8 protein-coding genes are annotated in these 14,891 nt (G+C 41.7%); 4 read left to right on the top strand and 4 right to left on the bottom strand.

The genetic code is table 11. From position 1 onward, the window contains the following. The first annotated feature begins 11 nt into the window (after positions 1-11). The 3 genes from I4Q58_RS06445 to I4Q58_RS06435 all read left to right on the top strand — a co-directional run bounded on the left by I4Q58_RS06445 (position 12) and on the right by I4Q58_RS06435 (position 4,406). A complete protein-coding gene (locus tag I4Q58_RS06445; RefSeq protein WP_203294988.1) occupies positions 12-2,891 on the top strand; it encodes a sensor histidine kinase in 2,880 nt (959 codons plus the stop codon). Then, entirely contained in the window at positions 2,866-3,606 is a 741-nt protein-coding gene (locus I4Q58_RS06440; protein WP_203294986.1) for a LytR/AlgR family response regulator transcription factor, read from the top strand. The genes I4Q58_RS06445 and I4Q58_RS06440 overlap by 26 nt, the downstream gene beginning before the upstream one ends. A gap of 86 nt (positions 3,607-3,692) precedes the next feature. Continuing rightward, complete coding sequence (locus I4Q58_RS06435; RefSeq protein WP_203294984.1) at positions 3,693-4,406, top strand: 3'-5' exonuclease; 714 nt, start codon at positions 3,693-3,695, stop codon at positions 4,404-4,406. A 55-nt stretch (positions 4,407-4,461) separates the two neighbouring features. On the opposite strand, the gene I4Q58_RS06430 is transcribed toward I4Q58_RS06435, so the two are convergent. Beyond that, positions 4,462-8,661, bottom strand: coding sequence for a GEVED domain-containing protein (locus I4Q58_RS06430; RefSeq protein ID WP_203294982.1), 4,200 nt, complete (start codon positions 8,659-8,661; stop codon positions 4,462-4,464). 235 nt (positions 8,662-8,896) lie between these two features. Between I4Q58_RS06430 and I4Q58_RS06425 the strand changes: the two genes are divergently transcribed. After that, positions 8,897-10,585 (top strand): ABC transporter ATP-binding protein, encoded by a 1,689-nt coding sequence (locus I4Q58_RS06425; protein ID WP_203294980.1) that lies wholly within the window; start codon positions 8,897-8,899, stop codon positions 10,583-10,585. Between the two features lie 386 nt (positions 10,586-10,971). Here I4Q58_RS06425 and I4Q58_RS06420 read toward each other — a convergent pair whose 3' ends face one another. The 3 genes from I4Q58_RS06420 to I4Q58_RS06410 all read right to left on the bottom strand — a co-directional run bounded on the left by I4Q58_RS06420 (position 10,972) and on the right by I4Q58_RS06410 (position 14,888). After that, entirely contained in the window at positions 10,972-11,628 is a 657-nt protein-coding gene (locus I4Q58_RS06420) for a CoA transferase subunit B (protein ID WP_203294978.1), read from the bottom strand. Positions 11,629-11,786: 158 nt separating this feature from the next. Continuing rightward, the gene (locus tag I4Q58_RS06415; RefSeq protein WP_203294976.1) at positions 11,787-12,485 is read right to left on the bottom strand and encodes a CoA transferase subunit A; all 699 of its coding nucleotides are present in this window, start codon (positions 12,483-12,485) and stop codon (positions 11,787-11,789) included. Between the two features lie 93 nt (positions 12,486-12,578). Further along, positions 12,579-14,888, bottom strand: a complete 2,310-nt coding sequence (locus tag I4Q58_RS06410) for a penicillin-binding protein 1A (RefSeq protein WP_203294975.1) — start codon at positions 14,886-14,888, stop codon at positions 12,579-12,581. Between the last annotated feature and the right edge of the window lie 3 nt (positions 14,889-14,891).

The raw sequence follows: 14,891 nt of genomic DNA, 5'->3' as shown, positions 1-14,891 counted from the left end.
ACTTTTCCTAAATGCTGCATTTTGGTAAATTGATGTTCTTGCTGGTTTCAATGATGGTATATGGACAACAACAGTATTATTATTCTACCACAAATGGATTGCCATCCAATACTGTGTACGATATCGTTCAAGATAAGGATGGATTTATCTGGATGGCCACTAGTAAAGGAATCACTAAATATGACGGTGATTCCTTTTCTACCTTTACCGTACAGCAAGGACTGCCCAATAACGATACGTGGAAACTTGAAAGCACCCCTGATGGTAAAATATGGTATGCCGCAAAAAGCAATCGTCAAGGATATATTGAAAATGATAGTATTTATAGCTTTCCTATAGAGCATAATAAAACCATTAGCCCTGGAGGATTGGCAGTTTTAGATACTACTGTAAACTATATTTCAGGCACCTCCCATTTTTTAAGAAACCAAATATGGAAAAGCAACCATACTGATGGACTGCTTGGGGTCGATGACGATGATGCTTTTTTTATTAGCGATACGCTTATCCTTAAAAGAGAGACGTCTGGATTTTCAATTTATACGATATCTGAGAATCGCCAACCGGTCAAAAATCATGAAATTAAGATTGAAAATTTTTCAAGTAGCGGAAAAATCATTCAATATCCATTCGGGGTGTATGGCAATACCTATTGGAGAATTCAAGAAGAATCACTCCTACTGGTCAATTTAAAGACAGCAAATACCCGTATCATACCCTATAAGGGAAAACTGAACCGACATAAACAGTTCGTTTGGGCAAATGACAGTCAAATTCAATGGAAGAATGGTGACAGTATTCAAGTGTATGGGCATGACTTCACATTGCATACAACAATTTATTTCCCTTCACTATCAAAATATAACCGCGCCATACTAGACCGAGATGGTAACCTTTGGATGGCCAGTCTATCGAATGGTGTACAATTGATTCCCTCAAACATTTTGAATACGAAGTACTATTTTCAAAACAAAAAAGTCCAGAAACTTGAAATATTCGACGACACCCTATATGCAGGAATACTTAATGAGCCACTCCATTATTACGATAAAGGTGCATTTAGACCGACAATGCTGATTGGCCAAGGCAATATTTATAACATTCGAAAAACCAAAGAACACGGCCTTTATTTGCTCGCAGCCGAAGGTAGTAACGCCGAACGGCACCCTATTCCAAGAGAATTCGTTTTTGAAGAAGAAAAGCAATTCTATAGATCATCTCCTGACTCGAAATTAGCGATGCATGATTTTGTAACGAACAATCAGAAGAAATATATTTTAACTCATGATTTAATTGCAATGGGCACTGTAAAATCATCAGGTAAATATCAGGCTCTTAAAAAAATGAAGGGAGGGGTAAGATTTTCTGTAGTATATGATAGTATTTTAATTTTGGCTAGCGATGGCCTCCACTTAATAAAAGACGATACCGTTTCTAAAATTTCGGAGGCCAATAAGAATAGGCCTATTCCATACCTTTCATCCGTTCAACGAAACACCCAACTTTATTTAGGTACCGACGGATTTGGTGTTGAGGTATTGGAAGGGGGAGAATTATATAGTATTCCAGCTACGCAAGGACTTTCAGTTAACAATATGGTGCTGAAGGGCAACTTCTTATGGTTGGCGACCCAAAAAGGAGTGAAAGTACTTAAAATTGATCCTTCACCCAATAAATCTAAAATTGTGCACTCCTATTATCAAGCAGATGGATTGTTAGATAGGAATATCAATGATTTGGCACTCAAGGATAGTACATTGTTCGCTGCAACCGATTTAGGACTATCAGCGATTGACCTTAAAAGTACGGCTCATACAAAAAAACCAGTGCTATACTTTAAAGAAGCAAAAGATACATTGCAGTATCTATCTACTAATCATTCTAATATATCGGTATCTTTTGGGGCCATAAATTTCTCGAATCAACAAAACATACACTATTCCTATCGTTTACTTCCAAGCCAAAATGAATTCGAAAAAACACATTCTAAGACAATAACCTTTCCTTCACTCGCACCAGGACAGTATGCCTTAGAGGTTAAAGCTATAGATCAGCATGAAAATTGGAATTCGAAAAGTATATATCTTACTATTATACCGCAATGGTGGCAAACGGACCTTGCAAAAACAATTGGAATTTGCATAGCCTTATTACTGCTAGGAACTACGGGTTTTTACCTCTATAATATTGCGAAAAGTCGGGAACAACGAAAATCGGAGCGGGCGAAGCGATTGGTAACTTTGGAATTGCAAGCGTTACGGTCACAAATGAATCCACATTTTGTCCATAATTCCCTAAATGCGATTCAATACTTTGTACAACGAAATGAAGTAGCCTTGTCTGAAAAATACCTCTCTCGTTTTTCTAAACTTATCCGTCAGTTTTTTGAATTTTCCAGGAAACAAACGTTGCTCTTATCAGAAGAGGTGGCGCTAATAACCAACTATTTGGAAATTGAAAAATTGCGCTTTGAAGAGAAACTAAACTATTCCATCTATATTGATGATACTATCGACCTTCAAACTATTACAATACCCTCTATGCTTTTACAGCCAATAATTGAGAATGCGATTAATCACGGAATATTTCATAAATCCGGTCCCGGTAAAGTTGAAATCCGATTTGTCCAACCCGACAAGGATGTACTGAAGGTAACGATTCAAGATAATGGGATTGGTCTTGAAAAGGCGAAAGAAATGCAACAATATGGAACCAGAAAAAACCGATCCAATAGTACCGAGGTGTTGCAGGAACGTTTAACATTGCTTCAACAGAACAACGACTGGAACATCACATATTCAATAGAGGACCTTAAAACCTATGGGAAATCGGGAACCCGGGTAATAGTTACCTTAATTACGATTCATGAAAATAAACACGATATTAGTTGACGATGAGCCTAAGGCGCTCGCCAGTTTGGAGCATAAAATTAAACGCTTTTGTAAGGAAATTAAAGTGGTGAAAACATTTCAGAATCCACAAAATGCAATTTCCTATTTAAAAAATAATGAGGTTGATCTAGTTTTTTTGGATGTCGCAATGCCAGAGATGAACGGATTTGAAATGCTTCAACAACTCGATCGCATAGCGTTTGAAATAATTTTCGCTACCGGGTTTGATGAGTATGCAATAGAAGCCATACAGCATTGCGCTATAGGGTATTTGGTAAAACCAATTGATAATGATGAGCTTATTGATACTGTTGGTAAAGCCTTAGATAATATTGAAGAAAAAAACGCAAAATATAGAAATCAACAGTTGCTTGATAATTTTCGAATAACTAGATTCCAAGACAGAAAAGTAATAATTCCTACTCAAGAAGGTCTAGAGTTTTTGGAGCTAAATCACATCATAAGATGTGAAGGAGTTGATGGCTATACTAAAATTTTCATAAAAGATCGTAAGCCGATTCTTAGTTCACAAAATATCGGTCATTTCGTCAAATTATTTGAAGGCAAAGACTTCTTTCAAGTCCATAAATCTCATATGGTCAATTTAAATTATATTTCAAAATATTTGAAAGAAGGTTACGTCATTGTAGGAACCCAGCAAATCCCAGTTTCACGCTATAGACGAAATGAATTTTTAGACCAAATTAAAGGCTAAATAATAACGAAATTACGGGAAGAAACAGCAATACGAATTAATTTGTAACTTTACAAAACACCCCAGCGCTATTTCGATCCATTTTTATGTTAAGACGACTTAAGTTAGATAATATCCTCTTCTTGGATATCGAAACCGTACCCCAACACCAACATTTTTCAGAACTAAATGAATTAACCCAAGAGCTATACGCACAAAAAACAGCGTATCAACGTAAGGATGAAATAATGCCTGAAGATTTTTACGAACGTGCAGGTATTTGGGCCGAGTTCGGTAAGATTATCTGTATTTCAGTGGGGTATTTTACGATGAAGGGTGATGTTCGGCAATTTCGATTGACTTCTTTCCATGGCGATGAGGTAAAAATCCTGAAAGACTTCAAAGTATTGTTGGAAACACATTTCAACAGGCCGCATCATTTATTATGTGCCCACAATGGAAAAGAGTTTGACTTTCCCTATATCGCAAGGCGAATGATTATTCACGGAATATCCCTTCCCTTCAAATTGAACCTTTTTGGAAAAAAACCATGGGAAGTCCCGCATCTCGACACCTTGGAACTTTGGAAGTTTGGCGATTTCAAGACCTTCACTTCGTTGAAATTGATGGCGCATGTGTTAGGCATTCCTTCACCCAAGGATGATATCGATGGTAGTGATGTAAGAAATGTGTATTATGAAAATAAAGATATCGATCGTATTATCGAATATTGCGAAAAGGATACGTTAACGGTTGCCCAGATATTTCTTCGTCTTCGCAATGAAACGTTGTTAGAGGAAAATGAGGTGATTACCTTATAAAAAAAGCCCCGTTCCAAACAAAACGGGGCTTCATTGGTTGGTTAGCAGTGTTTCACTACTCTTTTATAAATCGCTCTACAAATTTCTGATCGCCATTTATTTCAAGCATGTAAGCGCCGCTAGGGAGTTGCGAAACATCCAAGGTTTCGGTAAAGGCTCCTTTGGCTACTACTTGTCCTAACATATTATACAAGGTATAATCGGTAGGCTTCGCCTGAAGCACTTTAATATTCAAAGTGTTTCCTTTCACTGGGTTAGGATAGATAGCCAATGTTCCATTGCCATTTCCATCAGAACCATAGGTAATCGGATTGTCGCCTTCGCTATTGCTACTGTTAGTACCAGCGCCAATTACGACAACATAGTCCTCTACTTCACCCCATTGGAAACTTTCACATGGGTCAGGAATATCGTTATACTTCATTGAAACGCGCATAACGGTCGCTCCCAGTGATGCTCCTGCAGGAATCGTAAAGCTTCCAGAAACAGATGTCGCAGATGTCGCCGAACGTGAGAAAACCAATTCACCACTATCACTGAAATCACCATCACGGTTCCAGTCAACCCAAACGGCATAGCCTTCATTATAAACAGTACCTGTCCATTCAGGAGTAATGGTAATGGTATTCGTACCACTCAAGTTGGTCGAAAGGTTAGTATAATCACCGTAGCCACCTGGAGAAGCACCCGTGCTATTGTCGATACTTCCAATTTGTACACGTTGAATGTATTCATCGTTGGTATTGTTACCATTGGAAGCGCAATAGCCTGTTGGTGGATTGGTTCCTCCACCGCCACCGGCAGAAACACTTACGTTATCAATAGCAATATCTGCTTGCCATGTATTACCCGTAATTCGGTTAAATCGAAGTTGAACATTTCCGCCGACATAGGCAGCAAGGTCAATCGACTGGCTTAACCATTGGTTTCCTTGGTTACCAGTTTCACTCCAAAGGGTTGCCCAAGAAGCACCATTATCGTCGCTGGCTTCAACGGCAATACTTCCCATATTGCTTGCTCCATACATATGATAGTTAAAGCTGAAGGACGCTGCTGCTTCACCACTAAGGTCGAAACACGGAGATGTAATAATGGCTTGCTTATTTGGGTAACCAGTTCCATTACCGGAAGCTTCTACATAAATATAGAAGGATCCATTTACGGCACTAGAAGGTCCTGTTCCGCTGGATGGCGTACCATTAGCATCGCGGGTCCAATTGATATCATCGGCCGAAGACTGCGTCCATCCACCAAAGGAGCTTTCAAAGCTTTCGCCGTATGGTAATGCAACACCCCCAGTACAGCCACTTCCACCACCTCCGGCAGATTCAGTAGTTACGTTTACGGTATTACTTGCAGCGGAATTGTTTCCTGCTTCATCAAACGCTCGAACATAAAACGAATAGTTTGTTCCAGCCGTCAACCCAGTAACGGTAGCAGACGTATTCGCGGTAGTGCCGATACTCGCACCACCTTGGAAAACTTCATAACCTGTTACACCCACATTATCTGAAGACGCATTCCAGGAAAGATCGACAGTTGTTTGTGTAATATTTGAAGCTACCAAGCTAGCTGGAGCTGTTGGTGCTTGCGTATCCGGAACAGGATCGGTCGTAACATTTGCTGTATTACTATCGCCTGAAACATTTCCGGCAGCATCACGCGCGCGAACCGTAAAGGAGTAAGAAGTATCGGCAGTAAGCCCTGTTACCTGTGTTGAAGTACCCGTCACAGTTCCAATGTTACTTCCATCTTGATAGACATCGTATCCCGTAACACCTACATTATCGGTGGAGGCATTCCATGATAAATCGACAGTGGTTTGGGTAATGTTTGAAGCGGAAAGGTTTGTTGGAGTACTAGGTGCTTGGGTATCGGCACCTGCTCCTGTAATGTTTACGGTATAATCCTCAACTTCACCATAGGTGAAGGTTTCACAAGCGGTCGGAATACCGTTGTACTTCATCGACACACGCATCCGCGTATTTCCAGCTGTAGCCGAAGATGAAACGGTAAAGCTTCCGCTAACAGGGGTCGCTGTCGTTGCCGATTGCGTCCAAACTTGTTCGCCGCTATCATCAAAATCGCCATCTTGGTTATAATCAACCCATACGGCATATCCTTCAGCATAAACTGTTCCGGTCCAGGTAGGAGTTACCGTAATCGTTACGGAATCTCCCTGAGCAAGATCGGTACTGATATTCGTAAAATCTGAATATCCATTTCCAGATCCGCTTGAGTTATCGATGCTCTCCAATTGAACCCGACTGATGTATTCATCGTTCACATTGTTTCCTTGCGAATCGCAATACACCAATTGTACTTCCGTAGTGGTAAAGTTTACCGAAGAAGAATAATTGGAGGTCGATCCATCCGAACACTTACTACGCACTTGCGCTTGGTAGCTAGTTTCAGGGGTAAGGCCGTTAATCGTACTGGATGTACCCACTGCATTTTGAACCGTCCAAGAACTGGTACCACTTTCGCGATAGCGAACATCGTACGTAGCTCCAGAAACTGCATCATAGTTTAGGATGGCGGAATCTGAACCAACACCTGAAACATTTACATTTCCAGGCGTAACAGCGGTACAGGTAGCACCACCGGCAATAATTCCAGTTAAAATTAGGCTATAATTCTGACTTCCATTGGTTAGCGAACCTTTATGCGTTACTGTTACGGTGTAGGTTCCAGAAGCACCAGACACGGCAACTCTCTCAAAAGGATCGCGATCGTTGTCGCCCAACCCATTTGTAGTAACCCCTGTTAATCGATATGGAAAGTACGTTGTTCCTCCCTGAGAAACACGAAGATCCAAATCGTTTACCAGACGGGCCGTATTGCTATTGGTTGCCGTAGTAGCGGTTCCTGCAGGATCGGTCCAAGAAATTGAAGCGATTAAATCGTTCACGCCATCGGCATCTACCTGAATAGAGTAGGTCTGTCCTGGCGAAAGTGTCAATTCATCAATTTGTGAATAGGTGCCTTCATCGCTAATGGCTTCAGCAGCACGCTTCGCGTTTAACAATCCCCAGCCATATACAGCATCGGGACCCGTTGGTCCAGCATCATCGGCAGTGTGAAGGGCAAGTCCTTTTAACGTAGCTGCTCTCATATAGCTACCGTTAAGGTCGTTATGATGTTGTTGTAACAGTAATAATGTTCCTGTAACGTTTGGGGAAGCCATGGAAGTACCAGAAATAGTACCGTAGGCAGAGTTGCTAGATTCGTACGTGGAATATACACCAGAACCATTACCTGTTATATCAGGCTTGATTCGATAATCATCTGTTGGTCCTTCGCTACTGCTACTACTGATGTTCACGCTAATTAAGTTACCGTTGCCATCAATATTGGCATCTTGAGCATTTGCAACCACCAAGTTGTTCTTGGAAGTGGAATGTCCTGTAAGTTTATCGTAGGCTGAATTCCCATCGAGTGGAGCACCGTTATAATTGCTATTACCGTCATTTCCTCCAGCCACGACCATTAGGTAGTAGGGAGCGTTGTACATAATTTGATCCCAATCGCGTGATTCGGTGATATAAGCTCCAAAATAATAATCAGGAACCAAGTCGCTACGATATCCATAGCTATGGTTCGATAAGAGCATACCACTGGAAGCGGCAGCAGTGGCTTCCGATTTGTCATTGTTCCACATATAACCGCGAACACGAGATTGCGGCGCCATACCTTTGGCTTGCGCCTGCACTCCAGATGCGGTAATCGTTCCCGTTACGTGAGCAGCATGGTAATTTAATTGTGTACCCCCTTCGGAAGAGGCATCTTCTACGGTAACACGATTGCTTCCACCAGGGCCATCATATTCTTGGTGGGTAATGCGGGCGTGGCCACCATCCCATACATAAGCAGTCATATTCTGACCGTCAAGAGATAGGCCTAATCCGCCGCCACTATTTAAATAGTCGGTACGTGTGCTCTCTGCAGCATCTACGTTAAACGTTCGATAATAAATTGGGCTGCCATCCTCTGCAATATATTGCAGTTCGGCAAAGCCGCCATCGGGAAGTATGACGGTAGTTTGTAAGCCGCGTTGTTGGGCTTCGTTAAGCGCCTGTTGCTTGCGCTGTTGTTGTTGGGCTGTTAATTCGTTCTGTAGCCGAGTCAGATTCGATTGGTCGTAGCGACTAGTGATTTGCTGTTGTTCCTGTGCGGTTTGCGAAAAACCAACAAAGGAGGCAACTCCAAAAGCACCGAGCATAAACGACCTTCTGAGGGTAGAAGTAATTTTCATACTGTCAGGTTTGTTTAAATTAATAAATAGTGAATTCTAATATTTTGCCTATAAAACTGCTAATAACGCAGAGAAGAGCTTTTTATATTGACAAAACGATACGAAACAATGAAAAAAATTGCGTATTTAAAAATTTTTTCGATGTTTGAACGAAATAGTTATTAACAACACTATCTTTTATACGGTAGCGTTTGTGATAATACTGTTTCATCAAGATTAAATGTATCTTTGAAGCATGCCTAACAAGCCGCTACTTTCTGTGAATGATGTATCTATTTCCTTCGGAAAAAAAAATGCTCGTGTTGAAGTGATTCATACTGTTTCCTTCACTGTAGCAAAAAATGAAATCTTAGGGATTGTCGGAGAATCGGGTTCGGGAAAATCGGTCACCTCTTTGGCAGTTATGGGACTGCTTCCGAAGAAAACCGCTCATATTGAAGGTGAAATCGTCTTCGATTCCAAAGATCTTCTTCAAGCTCCTGAAAAAGAATATCGAACGATTCGAGGAAATGATATCGCCATGATCTTTCAGGAACCTATGAGCGCTTTAAATCCTTCATTGAAATGTGGGTATCAAGTGGCTGAAATTCTTCAATGGCATAAGAAATTATCGAAATCGGAAGCGAAGAAAGAAACACTCTCCCTTTTTGAAAAGGTGAAATTGCCACGTCCGAAGCAACTCTTCAAAAGTTATCCGCATCAAATCAGCGGGGGACAAATGCAGCGCGTAATGATTGCTATGGCCATCGCCTGTAAGCCGAAATTATTAATAGCCGATGAACCGACCACAGCCTTGGACGTTACCGTTCAAAAGGAAATTCTTCAACTGTTGAAGGAGTTACAACAGGAAACCAATATGAGCATGCTGTTTATCTCGCACGATTTGAACCTGGTCTCGGAAATTGCCGATCGAGTTATGGTGATGTATAGAGGCGATAAGGTTGAAGAGGATACCGTACAGAATATTTTCAAGCATCCAAAAGCTGAATATACCAAAGCACTGTTAGCTTCGCGACCAACGTTAGGAAAACGATTGAAAACATTACCAACCATTGCTGCTCTTTCAGAGGGTAGCTTTCAGGCGTCTGAGGTTACCGCGCAACAACGAGCGAAGCGTCACCGCGAATTGTATACGAAGCCCCCGTTATTGGAGGTCATCAATGTTTCAAAAGAATACTATTCGAATGCCGGTTTGTTTTCAAAGAAAGAAACGGTAAAAGCGGTGAATGATGTTAGTTTTGCGGTTTTTGAAGGAGAAACACTAGGACTTGTTGGAGAGAGCGGCTGCGGAAAATCGACGCTCGGAAAAACCATTTTACAATTAGAAACGGCTACTGCGGGAACTATTCGCTATAAAGGGAAAGATCTAACCACATTGAAGTCGAGTGAAATTAGATCCCTTCGGAAAGAGATACAGTTAATCTTTCAGGACCCGTATTCCTCTCTCAATCCAAGAATTATTATCGGTGAAGCTATCATAGAACCGATGAAGGTGCACGGTATTGGGAATTCAAAAAAAGAACGAAAACAAAAGGTGCTCGAGTTGCTGGAACGGGTCGGATTGGATAAGAGCTTTTTTAACCGTTATCCACATGAATTATCTGGCGGACAACGACAGCGTGTGGGCATTGCCAGAACCATTGCTATGGAACCGAAATTGATTGTTTGTGATGAATCGGTTTCGGCTTTGGACATTTCAGTACAAGCACAAGTATTGAACTTATTGAACGAGTTAAAGAAGGATTTTGGCTTCACCTACATCTTCATTTCACACGATTTGGCGGTAGTGAAGTATATGTCGGACCAATTATTGGTCATGAACCAAGGTCGCATCGAGGAGTTGGGTGATGCCGATGAGATCTATGAAAATCCAAATAGCCCTTACACCAAGAAGCTTATCAGCGCCATTCCCAATGGGATATAAAAAACCCCTGTTCTAACCTCACAAAGAACAGGGGAATTATGTGAATCATGAAAGATTCGGGGGTAATGTACTCTTCCTCCTACGCGGGGGTAGTAGGATTACATCAACAAAAACACTTTTTTAGCCACATACAATACGTTTTTCAGTAGGTGTAGTGTATTGTGGACAGAACGTAGTAAATGTTTCATAAGTAAGTTGGTTTCATTTGGGACTGCTAATATGAAAAAGATGTTCCAATAAATCGGATTAAAAACATATTAATTCGATTAAATGCATAAAATTTTAACAATTAACAAATTATTCACAGTATTTTCCTACAATAAGACATAAAAAAAGCCGATGTATGAACATCAGCTATATAGTTTAATTTATGGATAGTAATGCTTTTATAACACCATTTCGGGAATGTCGCCATTTATAACCAAGTCACCATCCGTTGCTTCTTTGATTTCATCTACCGAAACGCCTGGTGCTCGTTCCATAAGATGAAAGGCATTATCCTTTATTTCAAGAACGGCCAAATTGGTGACAATCTTTGTGACACATTCAACGCCAGTAAGTGGGAGTGAACATTCCTTCAGCAATTTCGATTCGCCAGCACGATTGGTATGCATCATGGCTACGATAATTCTTTCGGCACTAGCGACCAAATCCATGGCGCCGCCCATACCTTTCACCATCTTTCCAGGGATTTTCCAATTGGCAATATTTCCATTTTGGGCGACTTCCATCGCTCCTAGAATGGTTAAATCTACATGCTGACCACGAATCATGGAAAAGCTTGTCGCTGAGTCGAAAAAGGAAGCGCCAGGAAGCGCGGTAATGGTTTGCTTCCCCGCATTAATGAGGTCGGCGTCCTCTTCACCTTCAAAAGGAAAAGGACCCATTCCCAAGATGCCATTTTCACTTTGGAATTCTACTTCTATATCGTCGCGCACAAAGTTTGCTACCAGTGTGGGTATACCGATACCTAGATTCACATAGTATCCATCCTTCACTTCCTTTGCAATGCGTTGTGCAATTTGTTCTTTACTTAAGGCCATTGGTTAATTAGTTAATTCTTAAAAAATTTTGCCATGTTGGTTCGATTGCTCGCTTGCCGGAGGGCCAGGCATTCGAGAACTCTTAGAATATTATGTAGGTTTCGACTTCGCTCAACCAGACATACTCTTCATTCCGTTCACCTTGCTACATCTTCAAATTATTTAGCTCGTACCGTTCGTTGTTCAATTCGTTTCTCATAACGTTCGCCTTTAAAGATGCGCTGTACGAAGATCCCCGGAATATGGATATCATTCGGATCCAGTTCGCCGGCAGGCACTAGTTCTTCCACCTCAGCCACCGTTATATTTGCGGCACCGCACATATTCGGATTAAAATTACGAGCCGTTCCCTTAAAGATGAGATTTCCAGCGGTATCGCCCTTCCAAGCTTTTACAAAGGCAAAATCGGCTTCAAAGGCATGCTCCAATAGGTGCATCTTACCATCAAACTCTCGCGATTCCTTTCCTTCGCCTACTTCCGTTCCATAACCAGCGGGTGTGTAAAAAGCAGGAATACCACTTTGGGCTGCTCGGCAGCGTTGTGCCAAGGTTCCCTGTGGAATAAGTTCCACTTCCAATTCGCCACTTAGCATTTGCCGTTCGAATTCTGCATTTTCCCCCACATAGGAAGAAATCATCTTTTTGATTTGTTTCTTTTGAAGCAGTAATCCCAGACCAAAATCATCAACTCCAGCATTGTTTGAAATACAGGTCACATCTTTAACGTTTAGTTTCACCAATTGTGAAATCGCGTTCTCTGGAATACCACATAACCCAAAACCTCCCAACATTAAGGTCATGTTATCTTCAACCCCTTCACAGGCAGCTTCAACATTCGGAACTGTCTTTGTAATCATCTATCTTATTTTTTCTGAAAAGTACGAAAAATAGGGCTATAAAAAAACCTGCCCAATAGGCTACTGGGCAGGTTTTTTATACTTCAATATCGTTTAAAAATCGAATTCCTCAGGTATTTCCTCTTCACCCGTATTCTCTGGCTTATACTCTGAACAATCGGTTATAATTGAAATTTTCTTCGGACGCTTAAATTCTTCCTTAGAAACATTCAACTCTTCGTTGGCATAACATTTCTTCATATACACCGCCCAAATTGGCAATGCCATCGTAGCCCCTTGTCCGTAGCTCGTACTGTTGAAGTGAACCGATCGGTCTTCACCACCAACCCAAACTCCCGTAACAAGATTTGGGACCATGCCCATAAACCAACCATCACTGTTATTCTGTGTCGTACCGGTTTTGCCAGCAATCGGATTCTTGAAGTCGTAGGGATAGCCGGTAATAACCTCTTCATACATATGACCGCCACGCCAAGTACCGCGAAGGCGACTACCCGAACCTGAAGCGACTACACCTTCCATAAGCTTCACCGTAACATAGGCTGTTTCATCGCTTATAACATCCTTGGTTTCAGGAACATTTTGATACAAAATCGTACCGTTTTTGTCCTCAATACGCTGAATAAGCGTTGGTTTAACGTATACGCCTTCATTTGCAAAAACGCTGTAAGCCCCTACCATTTCATATAAGGTAACATCTGGTGTTCCTAGGGCAATCGACGGTGCCTCCGGAATATCGGATGCATCAACGCCCATTTTGCTAACCAAATCGATTACGGGTTTTGGTCCAACACGGTCTATCAAACGCGCTGTTATGGTATTGATGGATTGCGCAAGGGCTTGCTTAAGCGATAGCATTCCACCTTTTGTTTTTCCAGAATTGCTAGGTGTCCATGGTTTTAGAAGTCCATATTTGCCTGCCTCGATCGTATAAGGCGTATCGGGAAGGGTATCGCAGGGCGACATATGCATTTGATCGATAGCCGTGGCATATACGAATGGTTTGAAAGTAGATCCAATTTGCCGTTGTCCGGTCTTCACCATATCATATTTGAAGTGCTTATAGTCGATACCGCCAACCCAGGCTTTAACTTCACCCGTTTGAGGCGTCATACTCATCATCGATGCCCGTAAGAATTTTTTGTAGTAGCGAATGGAATCCATCGGAGTCATTACCGTATCCTTCACGCCGCCCCAAGTGAAGATGCGCATATCGGTTTTTTTCTTAAAGCTTGCGATGATTTCCTCCTCAGATTTATCCTGTCGCTTCATTTCGCGCCAACGATCGCTTCGACGCATGGCTGAATTCATGATGCTATTCATTTCTTCGGAAGTTATGTCCCGAAAAGGAGCCGTTTTGTTATCCTCGTTCCGTTTGTCGAATTCCTTTTGAAGATTACGCATATGTTCATCGACCGCTTCTTCGGCATATTCCTGCATTTTCGAATCGATGGTCGTATAGACTTTCAACCCATCGCTGTAAATATTCCATTTGGAACCATCGCTTTTCGGGTTCTCCTCAATCCACTCTGCCATGTAATTCCGAACATATTCACGGAAATACGTCGCAATACCTTCATTATGACCTTGTGGGGTGTAGGTAACGCCCAGCGGAAGCGCTTGAAGCGAATCCTTAACCTCATCGGTGATATAATCGTATTTCGCCATTTGGGCCAAGACCACATTTCGTCTGTTTCTGACGCCTTCTTTATTGCGAAGCGGATTGTAAAGTGAACTGTTCTTAAACATTCCAACCAACATTGCGCTTTCGGCAGTCGTAAGATCTGAAGGATTCTTATCAAAATAAATATTGGCTGCCGACTCGATTCCGACTGCTTGGTTTAGGAAATCATACTCGTTGAAGTACATGGTAATAATTTCCTCCTTGGTATACCGACGTTCCAGTCGTGTGGCGATAATCCATTCCTTGATTTTTTGAAGACCACGTGCTAATTTGTTACGCGACACCTGTTCGGTAAAAAACAGTTTCGCCAACTGTTGCGAAATGGTACTGGCGCCACCGCGGGTTCCTAAAAACACTGCGGCACGAACGGTTCCTTTGGCATCGATGCCTGAATGATCGTAAAAACGAGCATCTTCGGTAGCGATAAGTGCATTCACCAGGTGATCAGGAAGTTCTTCAAACGTGACTGGGGTACGGTTTTCACGATAGAATTTTCCCAACACTTCACCATTGCTGGAAATAATTTCAGTCGCTAGGTTTTTTTCAGGGTTCTCGAGGCTGGTTTCATCCGGAAGGCTTCCGAAGACACCCCAAGAGGCCAACAGAAACAATAGGATGATTAACAGTACGAAAGCGCCAAACAATTTCCAAAAGGTTCGGATATGTTTGGAAACCCCATTGTCTTTTTTAGTAGTCTTTTTTTTCTTTTTTGTCGCCATAGC

The sequence above is a fragment of the Luteirhabdus pelagi genome, assembly GCF_016827595.1.
In the GTDB taxonomy this organism is placed as follows: Bacteria; Bacteroidota; Bacteroidia; order Flavobacteriales; family Flavobacteriaceae; genus Luteirhabdus; species Luteirhabdus pelagi.
The sequence above is the reverse complement of the archived record's forward strand: the minus strand, read 5'-3'. Positions and strand labels throughout refer to the sequence as shown.